Genomic DNA, 15418 nt, shown 5'->3' on the forward strand with positions numbered 1-15418 from the left:
TTATCGCGATCTAATTATTAGTCGAGCTAATTAATGGCGAACGAGAACTTCAATGATTTGGCTGCATTTGCCGCCGTCGCTAAGGAACGGAGTTTCACGCGTGCTGCGGCGAAGCTCGGAGTGTCTCAGTCCGCCCTGAGCCAGACGATCCGGGCGCTGGAGGAGCGGATCGGCCTGCGCCTATTGACCCGGACGACGCGAAGTGTGGCCTCTACGGAAGCTGGCGAACGCCTTTTACGTACTGTCGCGCCAAGGTTCGAGGATATCGAAGCGGAACTCGCTGCATTGAGCGAATTGCGCGACAAACCGGCCGGAACCGTCCGCATCACCGCCGGGGAACATCCCGCAATCTCGGTCCTGCAACCCGCTCTGAAAAGGTTCCTGCCGGACCATCCCGATATCAATGTCGAAATCATCGTCGATTACGGCCTCACCGACATCGTCGCCGAGGGATACGACGCCGGGGTCCGGCTGGGTGAGCAGTTGGCCAAGGATATGATCGCCGTGCGCATCGGCCCGCAGATGCGGATGGCGGTCGTCGGGTCGCCCAATTATTTCGAGCGGCATCCACCGCCGCAGGCACCGCAGGATCTGACCGCCCACAAATGCATCAACATGCGGCTTCCGACCTATGGCGGGCTGTTTCCCTGGGGCCTTGAGAATGGTGGCCGCGAGGTGAAGGTACGCGGCGAAGGTCAGCTTGTATTCAACAATCTCGCCATGCGGCTACACTCGGCTCTGGACGGGCTCGGGCTCGCCTACATGCCGGAAGACCAGGTTCTCCCCCATATTTTGACCGGGCGGCTGATCCGGGTTCTGGAGGATTGGTGCCCCTGTTTTCCCGGATACCATCTCTACTATCCAAGCCGCCGGCATTCATCGCCGGCTCTAAGCATGCTGGTAGACGCGCTACGCTACCGCGGAAGCTGACCTCGCCCGGCGAATGCGACGCTGGATCCACCCCATAATATAGTAAGTCAGCACGGCATAGAGCCCGGCGGCCGCGATACAGTGGACGAAAAATCCAGCGACCGAGGCCTCGAAATTCCACCAGTCGAGTGTCATCCGCATCATAAGCTTGGTGCCGAGGCCAAGCTCGAACGAACTCCATACGCCATGGATCGCGATCGCAGCGGCGACGGTCCGGAGCACGGCGGTACGGGCGGCGTATGGGCGCGAGATCCCGAACAGAGTACCGGCCACCCCCATAAGCAGGGGCCATCGCAGCCCCAGATGGACCGCTACCAGCACCAGCCCCCAATAGGCAGCGAGTGTATGGATTTGCCTCACGGTGAAGCCGCCAAAAGGCGACATGAACCCGGACAAGGCGTCGGAGATCAGCACGCTGCTACCGAGCAGCACGAGCATCGTCGCAAGCAGTGCCGCGGTAGCCAGAATGTTGACCAGACCGCGCGGCTGGCGACGCGCCCTCGATATCGTGCCGTACCAGCGTCGATTTAAGACGTTATGCGTAATGACAAGCAGGAACATCGCTGTTCCCGCCAGTTCATGCGCGGCGTTACCGAGCCACCAATAGGAGAAGCAGAACAGCAGGAGGGCCGCCGTAACGAGATCGAACAGCAGACGCGTGTGAAAAAAGGAGATCATCAGCAGCCCTATCGCTTACTCGACGGGCGAGCCGTCGAACCGGGGAATGCGGTAGCCGGTGAAGAGGTACTCGCTGTCTTCCTGGCTGCTGTGGCAGGATTGGCAGCGGGCGGTGTTCTCGTCCATGTTGATTGACCTGTCCGGCCAGAACCACTGGAACTGCCAGTCACCGGTGCGGCGGCGTTCCTCATACTCGGCCCCGTACCCTTTGCCCTTTTCCATGACAAAGTACCGGTAGACCTCCTCATCCCGGTAATCGACCAGGACGAAATGCGTGCCGGAAGGGATAGGCTGGCCGTTCCGGACCGCGTCTATCGCCTCGCGCGTGGTCATGATGTGTTCCGTCACTTCACCGCGTCTGACGGTGGTGTAGTGCACCAGTTCATCAAGATTCTCAGGGAACATGACGCGGTTCGGCTCCGCCCGGACTGGCGTTCCGGCAAACAGGGCGCCAGCGGCGAACAGGGACGCAAGAGAAAGCCGGACAACAAGCTTCATCATTGATGACCTCGTTTGGTTAGGTGGATCGAAACGGACTTTCGGAGCCGCCAATTTGGCGGATCAATCGAGGTCCTTTTCCGTAAGGAACTTCGATACAAGGTCCGCGATTTCGACATTGTTCAGATCTGAGAACGGGAAGTGGGTGTTGCCTGTAATGCCGATATCCGGGAGATGCACGAGGGTTACGTCTCCGCCGTGCTTGTTCACCGTCTCTGACCAGATACGCGCCATCTCGAGACGCACCCGCCATGCATCCTGCGTCGGGATATCGGTTGGCGTGCCGGGGATATTGTCCCCGTAGAAAATGATGATTGGGATCTTGGTCAGCTTCAGGAAGTCCGACATGGCCACAGGCACGCCTTTCAGCGTGTCGAAGGAACTCGGCAGCGGGTCGGGCACTTCACTTTCCGGGAACGTAAACCCGCTGCCCGGCTCGAAGGCGACGATTGCCTTGATATCGGCACTCTTCATCGCAGCCGACCAGCCCATGCCGCCGCTATGGGAATGGGTAAAAAGAATCCCCGGGCCGATTTTGCCGAAAAGGTCCGAGACAGTGTCGGACATGAGATTTACGTCGAGAGGACCGGTATCCGGAGTCATCGCCCGGAAATACTGGTCCAGCGATTCCGCATCGCGTGGAAACTGCACGCCATCGAAATAGTTAGGCCAGACTCCCACCCGGAACTGACCGAACCAGAACTGCTCATCCGGCTTCGGAGTGAGCGTCGTACCGGCCATGCTGCGGCCGGCATTGCCGCGGCGCGGCTGATCTATGAGATAGACCGGAAATTTCCGGCGCAGGAAGATGTTCTGGAACCCCTCCCGGCCATCCGCAGTGGTCTCCCAGGTCTTGGAGAACTGGCCATAGCCATGCCACATCACGATCGGGTATTTACGCGGCGAGACCGGGATCTGGTAAAATGTGTATAGATGATCGCCACGGTAGGTTTGGCCCGCTGGTTCAAACGGTTTCCGCGGATCAAAAGAGCCCGGCTCTGTCGAAATCGTTCCACCGGCGGTAAAGCTGCCCTGCTCCCTGATCGTCAGTGGTCCGTGTTCGCCGGCCCCCTGGGCCAGGGCCATTGGCACCGAACCGATGCACGCCGAAGTAAGCAGCATCGCTGCGAGAATTGTTCTGGACATCAAGATCGTCGCTCCCTGCCGAAATGCGGACCGACCTCAATATGACCTCACAGCAAATAATTATTAGATCGCAAAATCTGATAGGTTTAATTAGCCACTCTAATAAGTAACCCGCATTAAAATGGCAGGACGTTCGATTCAGGAAAATCGGACACGGGACGGGCACTAAATAAACGGCCCACCGGCCGTCAGGATTAATGCTCTTTTGACCGACGCGCACGAGACTTGGCGAGCCTCACACCCAAGGGTCGCCCCTTGCCAGACCCGCCACTCCGTCCGACACTCTCCCCATCTCGCGCCCGACCGGCGCACAAAATCAAAAAACAGTGGCGAGGAAGCGATGAACAAGCGGTGGAAAAACCGTCCTGAGGGGTCGACCTGGGGGGATTTCGGGGCGGATGACGAGAAGGGCCGGATCAATCTGCTGACGGCCGAGAAGGTTCGCCAGGGCGTGACCGAGGTGCAGACCGGCGAGACGTTCTGCCTGTCCCTGCCGCTGGATTATCCGGGCAAGCGGCTGCTCAACCCACGGCGCTTCCCTCCCCGGCATTTCGCCACGGCGCGCGGCGGTTTGGCGAATTTCAACTTTCCGCTCAGCCTGAATGACGAGCGTCTGGTCGACGTGATCTCGGACGATTCCGTGCTGCTGTGCCTGCAATATTCAACCCAGTGGGACAGCCTCTGCCATATCGGCGCGCGCTTCGATGCGGACGGCGATGGCGAGGCCGAGATCGTCTATTACAACGGCTGGCGCGGCGGCGAGCATATCGCCGGGCCGACCAGCGAGCAGCCGGGCAGCGAGCATACCCGCTTCGAGGGCACCGACGCCAAGCGGCTCGGCATCGAGAACATGGCCGAGACCTGCGTCCAGGGCCGCGGCGTGCTGATCGACATCGAGAAGCATCTCGGCCGGGAACGGACCTATGTCGGCTACGACCAGCTCATGCAGATCATGGAAGCGGACAAGGTGATCGTCGAGAAAGGCGACATGGTGCTGCTGCATACCGCCTTCACCAAGGTCATCATGGACATGAACAAGGAGCCGGACGAAGACACGCTGCTGCATGCCTGCTGCGTGCTGGACGGCCGGGACGAGCGCCTGCTGAACTGGATCACCGACAGCGGTCTCTCTGTCCTGATCGCGGATAATTACGGCGTCGAGGACCCGCACGCCCCATTGCCGGACGATGCGACGGTGTTCATGCCTTTGCATCACCATTGCATCTTCAAGCTCGGAGTCCATCTCGGCGAGCTGTGGTACCTGCACGACCTGGCGCTGTGGCTGCGCGCCCAGAACCGGTCGCGCTTCCTGCTGACAGCCCCGCCGCTGCGCCTGCCGGGCGTCGTCGGCTCACCGGCTACCCCAGTCGCCACGGTCTGACGGCGCACCGCTCTTCGCCGCCCGCCATTGCGCTGGACAGCGGGCGGTGATCCCTGTCAATTGACTCTCTGCGGCACGGCGTTCGGGATCGTGCAGCACCGGCAGAGGGCGCGGCGAAGACATGGCGATGGATCGTTTCGGAGCGTCCGAGGACGCAGACGGCACGCGCGCCGGTGTCGGCATCATGTTCGCCGTCACCTTCGCCTTCTCGGTGATGGACACGCTGACCAAGATGGCGGCGCAGATCTATCCGGCGCCACAGATCCTCTGGGTGCGTTACATGGTATTTGCCAGCGTGACGCTGGCGCACGGCCTGCGCAAACGGGGGCGCCGGGTTTTCGCCTCCCGCGCACCGCTCCTGCAGCTCGCCCGCGGGTTCCTGCTGGCCGGCGAAATTCTCGTCTTCATCGTGGCCCTGCGCCATCTGCCGCTGGCGGATGTCCAGGCCATCGCCGCCGCCGGTCCGCTGATCACCACCGCCCTTTCCGTGCCATTGCTGCGGGAGCAGGTAGGCATCCGGCGCTGGAGTGCGATCGGTGTCGGTGCGATTGGCGTGTTGATCATCATCCGGCCGGGCTTCGCCGCCTTCGATGCGATGCTGCTGGTACCGCTGTTCGGCATTGCCCTCTTCGCCGTCTATCAGGTCCTGACGCGCAAGGCCGCTCATTACGACGACGCCAGCACGACGGTGCTCTATACGGGTATTACCGGGCTCGTGGCGATGACCTGTGTCGGCCCGTTCTTCTGGATCACGCCGGACTGGCAGGGGCTGGCCTTGATGGCGGGTATTGGTGTCATCGGCCTGACCGGTCACGGATTGCTGATAAAGGCCCTGTCACTCGCGCCGGCGAGCGTCCTGCAGCCGCTGAACTACCTGATGCTGCCCTGGGCGGTGCTGTGGGGATATCTGATCTACGATGACCTGCCCGACCTGGCGACAATCATCGGCGCCACCATCGTCGTTGCCAGCGGCATCTACACCTTCCACCGCGAACGGGTCGTGCGCGGGGGAAACTGACCGGAAACGAAAAACGCCAACCCATAAAATGGATTGGCGTTCTTCAGACCGTCACGCAACAGGCTCAGTAAGCCGCATTCCGAAAGGCCGCCCCGGGGGCGCTGTTCTGGTGAACAATGCCGCCCGGGATATATCCGAAAAGGTCTGGCTTAGACCATTTTCAGGTTAGCAGCGGAAGACTTGCCGCGCTGGCGGTCTTCTTCGATGTCGTAGCTGATCTTGTCGCCTTCGTTCAGGCCGTGCATGCCTGCACGCTCAACGGCAGTGGCGTGAACGAACACGTCGTTGCTGCCATCATCCGGCTGAATGAAGCCATAACCCTTGGTGGTGTTGAACCATTTCACTGTACCTGTAGCCATGATCATATTCCTTATACTGATCGTTGTAGTCTGGTGGTCGTTCCTGTTGCCGCCTTCAGGCGGGGACAGCTGGTGTTGTGGCACCGATATTGCCCAACATGCGGAAAAGTCCCGCCGTCGGAGCATCGGGGCCAGGTGTGCGTTCGCCCGACATGTCGGTACGTCGCGCATTCTTTTCAATACGGCGCGGGTCCAAAACGGACCGCCGGGATTGAATCGGGGACGAACTCTTGATCGCGTCAGCCTGATGCTGAACGCGCTCAGCCGCCTGCATGGCAGGGGTCACTTCGTCCTGAATGGGAGTTGGAGTGGGAATGCTGTGTCCTTCGGCTGTATCGGCTCGAAGGTGGGACTTGGCTTGGCCAAGGTCGTTAAACTGTTTCAAGTAGGCTCTTTCACCGGTCACCCCCAAATCGCGCCAAACTGGCAGCGGAAGATGACCTTTTTCTGTTCTGGAAGCTTGCGTAGATCAGCTGCCGTATTGTTAATCTGCCCTGTTGGGCGTTCTGGCAACGATCGATACGACGTATTGCTAGAATTGACGCTGCTGACGAGAAACTCACCATCTACGCGCAGCGCACTTCCCGAAAAAAGCCACGTTGCGGCCTTAGATGCAAGAAAAATCTTTACGACCCCCCGAATAGCGCTCTCTGCACGGCAAACCAATCCCCCCTCGATAACCACCTGAACTTCACGTAGCCTGTGACTCAGCATTTAGAGACCCGAGGCGGTCTGCGACAAAGTGCGCACCCCACGATGCGGAACAGGCTTTCATTTCTCTGGTATTTTGTATCCCAGAGAGGCAATATTTTGCCGAGCGAATAATTGCCGGGCCGCAGTGCCATAAGAAGCACAAGGCGCCGGATTTGGGAGGAGACGAGAGATGAGTGATCGTATCGCACGGGATCTGCCGGTCGATCTGGACAAGGCCACATTGCTGGGCCGGGTGACCACAGCTGACGGTCCGGCCGTCTGCACCCTGCGCGGTGAGGATGTCATCGATATCACCGCCCGCCTCCCGACCATTACCCATGCCCTGAAGGCCGCCTGCCCGGCCAGCATCGTACGCGGCGCCGAAGGCAAGGTGATCGGCAAGATCGGCGACATTCTGGAGACGAGCTTCGATCCGAAGGCCGCCGGTCCGCGCCTGCTCTCCCCCATCGACTTGCAGTCCATCAAGGCAGCCGGGGTGACCTTTCCGAACAGCATGATCGAGCGCGTGGTCGAGGAAATGACCAAGGGCGATCCGCTGAAGGCGGACGAGGCCCGGGCCCAGCTCGGCCGGGATATCGGCGACGATGTGTTCTCCATCGTGCCGGGCTCGGACGAAGCGATGAAACTGCGCAAGACCTTGCTGGAGAAGGATCTCTGGTCACCCTATCTCGAAGTCGGTTTCGGCGTCGACGCGGAGATCTTCACCAAGGCGCAACCGATGTCGTCGGTCGGGCACGGCGCCGGGGTCGGGCTGCATCCTCGCTCGGACTGGAACAATCCGGAGCCGGAAGTCGTGCTGGTCTGCGGGCCGGACGGAAAGATCGTCGGTGCCACTCTCGGCAACGATGTGAACCTGCGCGATTTCGAGGGCCGCAGCGCGCTGCTGCTGGGCCGGGCCAAGGACAACAACGCATCGGCCAGCCTCGGCCCGTTCATCCGGCTGCTCGACGAGCATTTCACCATGACCGATATCCGCAACGCGGACCTGTCACTCGAGGTTACCGGCACGGACGGCTATGTGCTCAGCGGCTCCAGTACCATGCGGGTGATCAGCCGTGACCCGGAAGACCTGGCCCAGCAGATGTTCGACTGCCACCAATATCCGGACGGCGCCGTACTCTATACCGGCACCCTGTTCGCCCCGACGGACGACCGGGATCGGCCAGGCGAAGGCTTCACCCACAAGCTGGGCGATGTTGTGCGCATTGCCAGCTCGCGGCTCGGATGTCTCGAGAATGTGGTCGGCCGGTCAGACGTCCTGCCGGAGTGGGAGGACGGAGCGCTCGCCCTCTTCCGGTCGCTCACAAAACGCGGGATCGCGCTCTGACGGGCAAGGCTGGCCCCTACTCTTTCCGCGCAGGCATAAAATAAAAACGGCAGAGTCCATTGATCCCTGCCGTACGCGGCGTAAGCTCCCCTCCGATTCAAAACCCGGCCCGAACGGCGCCGGAACCGAGAGAGGGAACTCATGACACTGCACCGCAATCTGATCGCCGGCGACTGGGTCGAGGGCACGAACGCGAGCGATAACATCAATCCGTCCAACACCGGCGACGTGGTCGGCCAGTTCGCGCAGGCCGATGCCGCCGCAACGGAGCAGGCTATCGACGCCGCCGTCGCTGCTTCCCACGCCTGGGCTCGCAGCCCGATCCAGCAGCGCCACGATATTCTGGCCGCCGCTTCCGCCGAGATCATGGCCCGCAAGGAAGAGCTCGGTCGCCTGCTCGCCCGCGAGGAGGGCAAGACCCTCCCCGAAGGTATCGGCGAGACCATCCGCGCCGCCCAGGTGTTCGATTTCTTCGCCGGTGAGTGCCTGCGTCTGTCCGGCGAGAAGATCGCCTCCACCCGCCCGGGCCTCGACGTCGAGATCACCCGCGAGCCGATCGGTGTCGTCGGCATCATCACGCCGTGGAACTTCCCGATCGCCATCCCGGCCTGGAAGATCGCCCCGGCGCTCTGCTACGGCAACGCCATCGTCTTCAAGCCGGCCGGCCTGGTACCGGGCTGCGCCTGGGCGCTGGTCGACATCCTGAAAAAGGCCGGTCTGCCGGACGGCGTGCTGAATCTGGTAATGGGCAGTGGCGGCGTCGTCGGCGAGGCCATCCTTTCCAGCACTAAGATCAATGCCGTGACCTTCACCGGTTCTGTCGCGACCGGTGCGCATGTGGCGGCGAAATGCTCAGCCTCCATGAAGAAGTACCAGCTCGAGATGGGCGGCAAGAACCCGCTCGTCGTGCTGGACGATGCCGATCTCGCAACCGCCGTGGACGTTGCCGTTAACGGCGCCTTCTTCTCCACCGGCCAGCGCTGCACCGCCTCTTCCCGGCTGGTTGTGACCGAAGGCATTCACGACAAGTTCGTCGCCGCTTGCATCGACAAGCTGAAAAGCCTGAAGGTCGACGACGCACTTGCCGAGGGCACACATATCGGCCCTGTGGTCGATGCCAGCCAGCTCGCGCAGGACGAGGAATATATCAAGATCGGCCAACAGGAAGGCGGCAAGCTCGCTTTCGGTGGCGAACGCCTCGAACGCTCCACACCGGGCTTCTATCTGCAGCCGGCTTTGTTCACCGAGACCACCAATTCCATGCGCATCAACCGCGAGGAAGTGTTCGGCCCGGTCGCCAGCGTGATCCGGGTGAAGGATTATGACGAGGCCCTCGCTGTCGCCAACGACACGACCTTCGGTCTGTCCTCCGGCATCTGCACATCGAGCCTGAAATTCGCCAGTGACTTCAAGCGTAATTCCGAGGCCGGCATGGTCATGGTCAACCTGCCGACGGCGGGCGTTGATTATCATGTACCGTTCGGCGGCCGGAAAGGCTCCAGCTACGGCGCCCGCGAGCAGGGCCGCTATGCGTCGGAATTCTACACAACGGTGAAAACCGCCTATATCCTGCCGATCTGACGAAATCACATTGAGGAACGCGCCGGCGCAACCTTGCGCCGGCGCCTTTCATGACCGGAGAAATCTCATGTACACACCGCCGCATTTTCGCGAAGACGATATCGCCCTGCTGCATGAGACCATCCGCCGTATCGGCTTCGGCACGTTGGTGACACTCGGCCCGGACGGGCTGGTGGCCAGCCATGTGCCGATGTTGCTCGACACAAGCAAAGGCGAGAATGGAACTCTGACCGGCCATCTGGCGAAAGCGAATATCCAGACCAAGACCGAGGCATTGGACATTGAGGCGCTGGCAATCTTTCAAGGGCCGGAGGCCTATATCACTCCGAACTGGTACGCGACGAAGCAGGAGCACGGCAAAGTCGTGCCGACGTGGAACTACGTCGCCGTCCACGCCTACGGGAAGATCAGCTTCTTCGAAGATACGGAACGTTTGCGCGATCAGGTCTCGAGCCTGACCGACCGGCACGAAGCCGCGAATGCCGAACCCTGGGCCCTGAACGACGCACCGGAAAAGTTCGTCCAGTCACAGCTCAAGGGCATCATCGGCTTCGAAATTCCGATTACCCGGATGGACGGCAAATGGAAGCTGAGCCAGAACCGTCCGGCGGCGGACAAGGAAGGCGTGATGTCCGGACTTGATGCCCGCGACGGTGCGGACGCGGCGATCTCCTCCGTAACGCGCGAACGCCTGCAAAGCTAAATTCAGCTCGGAAACGAAGAATGGCCGCCAGGGGAATAGCGGCCATTCTATCGATGGGAGGATCTCTTGGGGGAAGAGATACTCTCGGGGGAAATCGTCTTTGATCCCAGTCTCCAAGAAAAAGTACTAGTCGACGAGGTAAACGGTACCGGCGCCGACACCGGTACCAACACCGACGCCGCAAGAAACACAGCCGTCATACAGAGCCGTTCTCGAACTCAGCCCCGTACCGATGCCGCCACCCGACAGAACGTGCTGTCTGGTCGAATAGGTATCGGCGCATGCCGACAGCAGAAGACCAGCGGTGATTAAGGCCGGGAGGACAAGCGTACGTCGCATCCGTCATCTCCTCGATTTGATTCCATGGGAGGCACTGTGCCTCGCTTGAAGGGAAAACGCGGGTGCCCCGGAATGGTTCCATTGAGGGCGATGAATTCTGCCGTCAGCCATCCGCGCGGACGAAACCCCGAAAGCACGTCCGGGCCGCCTGGACCTGCTGGCCTGTTCACCTCGAGTTCCTCGAACTCCGCAAACGACAGCCTGCCGCTCCCGTCGGCATCCGCCTCAGCCACGTGTTACTGAAAACGGGCCAAAAACGCCCTATCATACTGATAAGAGTTGTTAATTCAGATAAGGGACATTCATATAGATGAGATATGTGATAGCGGAAAAGCGGAGTTAGGCGGGAACGAAGCTGACGACTTGTTCGATCTGCGTCTCGGTCGAGTCCGTGCCTGAAACCCGAACGACCGGACACGGTAGACGTTCGATCCAGGCCTCATGCATCTTCAGGCTGCGGATTTCGTGGCCGCCCGTATCGTAGGATGCCGCCCATTCCAAAAAGGCCATATGCGCTTCGTAATGCGCCCCGCCCGGCTCAAGAGCCTCGGCGCCGTAACGGGCTTCCTCGCGGGCGATCAACCGCTCCATCCGCAGGTTGAAGGGTGTGTAGATAAAGACGGCCAGCTGAAAGCTGTCGATCAGTGGCTCGCCCCAGGACACCATGGAGCCGGTCAGGATCCAGCTTTCCTCCTTCTCGAAGGCCTGTTTCAACAGCCGGATACGCTCCGGGACCGGACGCTTTTCCTGAAAGGCCGGTTCCGTCGGCATCCAGTAAAAGTCGTCCGTATCGAGATGCTTGTGGCCGAAGCGGGCGGCCCAGGCACGACCGAAAGTGGACGTTCCCGATCCGGAGGCGCCAAAAACATGCAGTCTTTGCGGCAGTTCCCGGTCGACGGTACCCGTGCCGCCCGTCATCACGTCATGCCGATCTGGCGAGCCGGGTTTCGACCAGCTTGCTCCAGTAGCTGGCGCCGACGGTCAGGGCCTCGTCGTTGAAGTCGTATTCCGGGTGATGCAAACCGGCTGTGTCGCCATTGCCACACCAGATATAGGCGCCCGGCTTTTCCAGCAGCATGTAGGAGAAGTCCTCAGCGCCCATGCTCGGCGGCAGCTCCCGGTCGACTGCTCCCATGCCGCCCGAAATCTCGGCGCAGACAGAGGCGGCGAAATCGGCTTCCTTCTCGGTATTCACGGTCGCCGGATAGCCGGAGATGTAATTCAGCTCGGCCGTCGCGCCATAGGTCGCAGCAATGCCGTCCGCCACCCTCTTGATGCTCTCCGGCAGGGTTGCCTGCAAATCCGGGTTCAGCACCCGGCAGGTGCCGCGCAGGATGATATCGTCCGGGATCACGTTGAAGGCGTCGCCGGCATGGAACTGGGTAGCGCTGATGACGAGCGCTTCCGCCGGGTCGATATTGCGGCTGGTAATGGTCTGCAGAGCCATCACGATGTTTGCGCCAACCACAACCGGATCGACCCCCTGATGCGGCATGGCGGCATGCGCGCCACGGCCGGAAATGAAGATCTCCCAATTGTCCCGCGCGGCCATGACCGGGCCGGCGGAAACGCCGAAGCTGCCGACCGGCATTTCCGGCCGGTTGTGCATGCCGTAGACCTCATCCACCGGGAACAGTTTGAAAAGGCCGTCCTCAACCATCTTCTTGCCGCCACCCTTGCCTTCTTCGGCCGGCTGGAAGATCAGCTGCACGGTGCCGGCGAAATTGCGGGTCTCGGCAAGATACTTGGCGGCGCCGAGCAACATGGTGGTGTGGCCGTCATGGCCGCAGGCATGCATCTTTCCGTCGTTCTTCGAACGATACTCCGGCGTGCCCTTTTCATGGATCGGCAGCGCGTCCATGTCGGCCCGCAGACCAATAGCAGGCCCGTCGCCGCCATTGCCCTTGATGGTCGCTACCACGCCGGTGCCGCCGAGACCGCGATGGATCTCAAGGCCCATATCCGTCAACCGTTCCGCCACGAAATCGGCGGTCTTGAACTCTTCGAAACCAAGCTCCGGGTTCTGATGGATATGGCGTCGCCAGCCGGTCAGTTCAGCATGGAAATCGGCGATGCGATTGACGATAGGCATGAAACGGCTCCTTGCGGGCGGGAAGATTTCACTGAAATGGAACAACCCGCACGATGGCGCACAGAGCGCCCCTGTCAAGTGCCGAACGCGCGCTTAAGACTTACCCTTGGAGAACCTACCTGTCTTACGCGATTTGGGCTGTTTTCGGTTATCCTCCCGTAAAAAATGGGGAGGACTAAATGACTGCATCAACACCACTGCTTTTCCAGCCGATCCAGCTCCGCGGCATTACCTTGCCGAACCGCATCGTGATCCCGCCCATGTGCATGTATTCCGCTGAGGAAGGTTTTCCGACCGACTTCCATATGGCCCATCTCGGTAAGTTCGCCATTGGTGGCGCCGGCATGGTCATTCTGGAAGTCACGGCGGTGACCCGCGACGGTCGGATCACGCACGGCGACCTCGGCATTTGGGATGATGAACACGCCAAAAAACTGGCGCCGCTCGCAGCCTTCCTGAAGTCCGAGGGCAGTGTCCCGGCAATCCAGATCGGCCATTCCGGCCGCAAAGGCAGCATGCAGCGCCCCTGGAAGGGCAACGGCCCGCTGACACCCGAGAATATTGCCGATGGAGACACGCCCTGGCAGCCGGAAGCGCCGAGCCCGGTGCCGTTGGCCGACGGCTGGCTGACGCCCCGTGAGCTCGATCTCGATGACATGAAGCGGCTCCGCGGTGCCTTCGCGGACGCGACGAAACGCTCGGTCGATGCCGGTTTCGAGTCCGTCGAAATCCATTGCGCGCATGGCTACTTGCTGCAGACATTCCTGTCCCCGCTTGGCAACTTCCGAACCGATGCCTATGGCGGCGACCTTGAAGGCCGGATGCGCCTGTCGCTGGAAATCGCCGAGGATGTCCGGGCCGCATTGCCGGATAACCTGCCGCTGTTCGTTCGCATCTCATCCGTCGACGCCATCGAGGGCGGCTGGGAGATGGAAGACAGCCTGACCTTCGCGCGCGAGCTGAAAGCCCGCGGCGTTGATGTGATTGATTGCTCCTCCGGCGGCCAATCACCGAAAGGCGCAACCAACTTCAAGCTGGTCCGGGAGCCAGGCTATCAGGTGCCCTACGCAGCCCAGATCCGGCGCGAGGTGGATATCATGACCCAGGCCGTCGGGCTGATCACCGACCCGCACCACGCTGAAAGCATCCTGCAAGCCGGGGACGCAGACCTGATCGCCATCGGTCGCGAGGCGCTCTACGACCCGTTCTGGCCCCGCCATGCAGCCGATGCCTTTGGGCAAGACCCTGATTTCAAAACCTGGCCTCCACAGTATGCCTGGTGGCTGGAAAAACGGGCGGCAGGTCAGCGCGCACAGGATAAATCCTGACATCTGGCGCTCGAGCAGTGCACACGTTTGTTTGAGCGTGCGTGACCTTACATACGTTCGAACTCATGCCACTCTCTCCTGAAAATAGGAAACAGGCCCCAAAGCAGGTGCCCGCCTTTCAGGAGAGAGACATGAAATTCACCAGAACATCGCTCGTTCTGCTTTCGGCGTCGGTCGGTTTTCAGGCCATCGGCTTTGCCGCTGGCCTGCCCGCGCGGGCCGAGACCGAAAGCATGGACAAGCTGGAGGCCCAGCTCGACGCTGTCTGGGACCGCAACAACCAGCTTGCCGCCGCTGCCAGCACCTGCACCGTGAAACGGGTCGAGGACGCCTGGAAAGCCTCCGGGAGCCCGAAAAAGGTCAAGGGAAAGGCCGATTTGACAAATGAAGAGGCGAAAGCGGCTTACGACTGCATCAAAGCCACGATGTACCCGCGCTTTGCCAAGTCCGACCTGCCCGGCGCCAAGGAGTTCCACACCTGGAACCAGTACAACACCCTGCCCTATCAGTCCGGCACGCACGGCAACCGATATGTGAACAATTGGGGTAACAACATCGGCAAGGCCTATGGCGGGTTCGAGGAAACCAAGTCCGTCCCGGTCGGCGCCGTGCTCGTGAAGGACGGCTTCCACGTCACCATGAAGGGCGAGGTCAAACGTGCACCTCTCTTCACGATGGTGAAGAAGGAGGACGGTTTCAACGCAGGCACACTCAACTGGGAATACGCGCTGATCTTTCCAAACGGGAAGACCATGGGCGTCACCAACGGGAGAAACAGCAAGAAGGTTCAGTTCTGCGCTGATTGCCATAACGCCGCGGAAGACAATGACGGCATGTTCTTCCTGCCGGACGAGTATCGCGTGTCCTCGAACTGAGGTAGCCCAACATTGTCATTCGTCTTCCGCCGGTCATTGGGATCGGCGGAGGCTCAGTACTTGCCGCTCTAGAAACGCGCCGCTTAAACGCTCTTTTCGCGTTAACCAGGAAAATCTCAGGCAATCGACTCAATTTTAGATACTCTTCGTAAAACGCAGTGCCCTCGGGACCTGACGGAAAGAGAAAAAACATTCCGATATTGACCTGCATCAATGATGCGGATCGCTCCCCGGGCAAAATGCTGCGCAAGAATTAATAAAAAGCCTTAAACGGGCTTGGGGGGAGAGCAATGGATTCCGATCAGTCGGCCGCGAAGTCGCGCGAGCTCAAATCCTTCCTGTTTCTGACAATCGTCCTGGCACCAGTCGTCGCCGTCACACTCGTCGGCGGCCTCGGCTTTGCGATCTGGATTTACCAGATCATCGCGGGTCCGCCCGGCGCTTAAAGC

The 15418-nt window shown here is 60.7% G+C and carries 16 protein-coding genes; 9 read left to right on the plus strand and 7 right to left on the minus strand.

The features are described from left to right. Nucleotides 1–33 precede the first annotated feature (33 nt). Nucleotides 34–930 (plus strand): LysR family transcriptional regulator, encoded by an 897-nt coding sequence (locus K328_RS0107295; protein WP_028465418.1) that lies wholly within the window; start codon nt 34–36, stop codon nt 928–930. Here the strand turns inward: K328_RS0107295 and K328_RS0107300 are convergent. From K328_RS0107300 to K328_RS0107310, 3 genes are read right to left on the minus strand one after another with little or no spacing between them, the layout of a single operon-like run. Beyond that, nucleotides 910–1608, minus strand: a complete 699-nt coding sequence (locus K328_RS0107300) for a DUF4405 domain-containing protein (RefSeq protein WP_028465419.1) — start codon at nt 1606–1608, stop codon at nt 910–912. The genes K328_RS0107295 and K328_RS0107300 overlap by 21 nt on opposite strands. A 15-nt stretch (nt 1609–1623) precedes the next feature. After that, nucleotides 1624–2109: a cytochrome P460 family protein gene (locus K328_RS0107305; RefSeq protein WP_028465420.1), complete on the minus strand. Its 486-nt coding sequence runs from the start codon at nt 2107–2109 to the stop codon at nt 1624–1626. Between the two features lie 60 nt (nt 2110–2169). Next, nucleotides 2170–3252, minus strand: a complete 1083-nt coding sequence (locus K328_RS0107310) for an alpha/beta hydrolase (protein ID WP_028465421.1) — start codon at nt 3250–3252, stop codon at nt 2170–2172. A gap of 340 nt (nt 3253–3592) precedes the next feature. Here K328_RS0107310 and K328_RS0107315 point away from each other — a divergent pair, with 340 nt between their 5' ends. Both K328_RS0107315 and K328_RS0107320 read left to right on the plus strand, forming a co-directional pair. Continuing rightward, complete coding sequence (locus tag K328_RS0107315) at nt 3593–4633, plus strand: cyclase family protein (protein WP_028465422.1); 1041 nt, start codon at nt 3593–3595, stop codon at nt 4631–4633. Between the two features lie 121 nt (nt 4634–4754). After that, on the plus strand, nt 4755–5651 hold the full coding sequence (locus tag K328_RS0107320) for a DMT family transporter (RefSeq protein WP_028465423.1): 897 nt from the start codon (nt 4755–4757) through the stop codon (nt 5649–5651). Nucleotides 5652–5800: 149 nt separating this feature from the next. Here the strand turns inward: K328_RS0107320 and K328_RS0107325 are convergent, their stop codons facing one another. Then, nucleotides 5801–6010: a cold-shock protein gene (locus K328_RS0107325; RefSeq protein WP_028465424.1), complete on the minus strand. Its 210-nt coding sequence runs from the start codon at nt 6008–6010 to the stop codon at nt 5801–5803. A gap of 883 nt (nt 6011–6893) precedes the next feature. Between K328_RS0107325 and K328_RS0107330 the strand changes: the two genes are divergently transcribed. From K328_RS0107330 to K328_RS0107340, 3 genes are all read left to right on the plus strand, one after another. Then, the gene (locus K328_RS0107330; RefSeq protein WP_028465425.1) at nt 6894–8051 is read left to right on the plus strand and encodes a fumarylacetoacetate hydrolase family protein; all 1158 of its coding nucleotides are present in this window, start codon (nt 6894–6896) and stop codon (nt 8049–8051) included. Between the two features lie 141 nt (nt 8052–8192). Next, nucleotides 8193–9632: an aldehyde dehydrogenase family protein gene (locus tag K328_RS0107335; RefSeq protein ID WP_028465426.1), complete on the plus strand. Its 1440-nt coding sequence runs from the start codon at nt 8193–8195 to the stop codon at nt 9630–9632. A gap of 67 nt (nt 9633–9699) precedes the next feature. Then, entirely contained in the window at nt 9700–10335 is a 636-nt protein-coding gene (locus tag K328_RS0107340; RefSeq protein WP_028465427.1) for an FMN-binding negative transcriptional regulator, read from the plus strand. A gap of 126 nt (nt 10336–10461) precedes the next feature. Here K328_RS0107340 and K328_RS0107345 read toward each other — a convergent pair whose 3' ends face one another. The 3 genes from K328_RS0107345 to K328_RS0107355 all read right to left on the minus strand — a co-directional run bounded on the left by K328_RS0107345 (nt 10462) and on the right by K328_RS0107355 (nt 12766). Then, nucleotides 10462–10674 carry a hypothetical protein gene (locus K328_RS0107345; protein ID WP_028465428.1) on the minus strand — a complete coding sequence of 71 codons (213 nt, stop codon included), beginning with the start codon at nt 10672–10674 and terminating at the stop codon, nt 10462–10464. A gap of 339 nt (nt 10675–11013) precedes the next feature. Beyond that, on the minus strand, nt 11014–11592 hold the full coding sequence (locus K328_RS0107350; protein ID WP_051284616.1) for a P-loop NTPase family protein: 579 nt from the start codon (nt 11590–11592) through the stop codon (nt 11014–11016). Between the two features lie 4 nt (nt 11593–11596). After that, complete coding sequence (locus K328_RS0107355; RefSeq protein ID WP_028465430.1) at nt 11597–12766, minus strand: M20 aminoacylase family protein; 1170 nt, start codon at nt 12764–12766, stop codon at nt 11597–11599. 179 nt (nt 12767–12945) lie between these two features. Between K328_RS0107355 and K328_RS0107360 the strand changes: the two genes are divergently transcribed. The 3 genes from K328_RS0107360 to napE all read left to right on the plus strand — a co-directional run bounded on the left by K328_RS0107360 (nt 12946) and on the right by napE (nt 15415). Beyond that, nucleotides 12946–14094, plus strand: a complete 1149-nt coding sequence (locus tag K328_RS0107360) for an NADH:flavin oxidoreductase/NADH oxidase (RefSeq protein ID WP_028465431.1) — start codon at nt 12946–12948, stop codon at nt 14092–14094. Between the two features lie 131 nt (nt 14095–14225). Then, on the plus strand, nt 14226–14969 hold the full coding sequence (locus K328_RS25675; protein WP_051284617.1) for a cytochrome P460 family protein: 744 nt from the start codon (nt 14226–14228) through the stop codon (nt 14967–14969). Nucleotides 14970–15259: 290 nt separating this feature from the next. Further along, nucleotides 15260–15415, plus strand: a complete 156-nt coding sequence (gene napE, locus K328_RS0107370; RefSeq protein WP_028465432.1) for a periplasmic nitrate reductase, NapE protein — start codon at nt 15260–15262, stop codon at nt 15413–15415. Nucleotides 15416–15418 lie beyond the last annotated feature (3 nt).

The organism is Nisaea denitrificans DSM 18348, from assembly GCF_000426505.1.
Taxonomy (GTDB): domain Bacteria; phylum Pseudomonadota; class Alphaproteobacteria; order Thalassobaculales; family Thalassobaculaceae; genus Nisaea; species Nisaea denitrificans.

What these genes read in the sequence shown, in the direction of transcription:
- K328_RS0107295 (WP_028465418.1), top strand. Translation starts at nt 34, where the DNA reads ATGGCGAACGAGAACTTCAATGATTTGGCTGCATTTGCCGCCGTCGCT.
- K328_RS0107300 (WP_028465419.1), bottom strand. Translation starts at nt 1,608, where the DNA reads ATGATCTCCTTTTTTCACACGCGTCTGCTGTTCGATCTCGTTACGGCG.
- K328_RS0107305 (WP_028465420.1), bottom strand. Translation starts at nt 2,109, where the DNA reads ATGATGAAGCTTGTTGTCCGGCTTTCTCTTGCGTCCCTGTTCGCCGCT.
- K328_RS0107310 (WP_028465421.1), bottom strand. Translation starts at nt 3,252, where the DNA reads ATGTCCAGAACAATTCTCGCAGCGATGCTGCTTACTTCGGCGTGCATC.
- K328_RS0107315 (WP_028465422.1), top strand. Translation starts at nt 3,593, where the DNA reads ATGAACAAGCGGTGGAAAAACCGTCCTGAGGGGTCGACCTGGGGGGAT.
- K328_RS0107320 (WP_028465423.1), top strand. Translation starts at nt 4,755, where the DNA reads ATGGCGATGGATCGTTTCGGAGCGTCCGAGGACGCAGACGGCACGCGC.
- K328_RS0107325 (WP_028465424.1), bottom strand. Translation starts at nt 6,010, where the DNA reads ATGGCTACAGGTACAGTGAAATGGTTCAACACCACCAAGGGTTATGGC.
- K328_RS0107330 (WP_028465425.1), top strand. Translation starts at nt 6,894, where the DNA reads ATGAGTGATCGTATCGCACGGGATCTGCCGGTCGATCTGGACAAGGCC.
- K328_RS0107335 (WP_028465426.1), top strand. Translation starts at nt 8,193, where the DNA reads ATGACACTGCACCGCAATCTGATCGCCGGCGACTGGGTCGAGGGCACG.
- K328_RS0107340 (WP_028465427.1), top strand. Translation starts at nt 9,700, where the DNA reads ATGTACACACCGCCGCATTTTCGCGAAGACGATATCGCCCTGCTGCAT.
- K328_RS0107345 (WP_028465428.1), bottom strand. Translation starts at nt 10,674, where the DNA reads ATGCGACGTACGCTTGTCCTCCCGGCCTTAATCACCGCTGGTCTTCTG.
- K328_RS0107350 (WP_051284616.1), bottom strand. Translation starts at nt 11,592, where the DNA reads ATGACGGGCGGCACGGGTACCGTCGACCGGGAACTGCCGCAAAGACTG.
- K328_RS0107355 (WP_028465430.1), bottom strand. Translation starts at nt 12,766, where the DNA reads ATGCCTATCGTCAATCGCATCGCCGATTTCCATGCTGAACTGACCGGC.
- K328_RS0107360 (WP_028465431.1), top strand. Translation starts at nt 12,946, where the DNA reads ATGACTGCATCAACACCACTGCTTTTCCAGCCGATCCAGCTCCGCGGC.
- K328_RS25675 (WP_051284617.1), top strand. Translation starts at nt 14,226, where the DNA reads ATGAAATTCACCAGAACATCGCTCGTTCTGCTTTCGGCGTCGGTCGGT.
- napE (WP_028465432.1), top strand. Translation starts at nt 15,260, where the DNA reads ATGGATTCCGATCAGTCGGCCGCGAAGTCGCGCGAGCTCAAATCCTTC.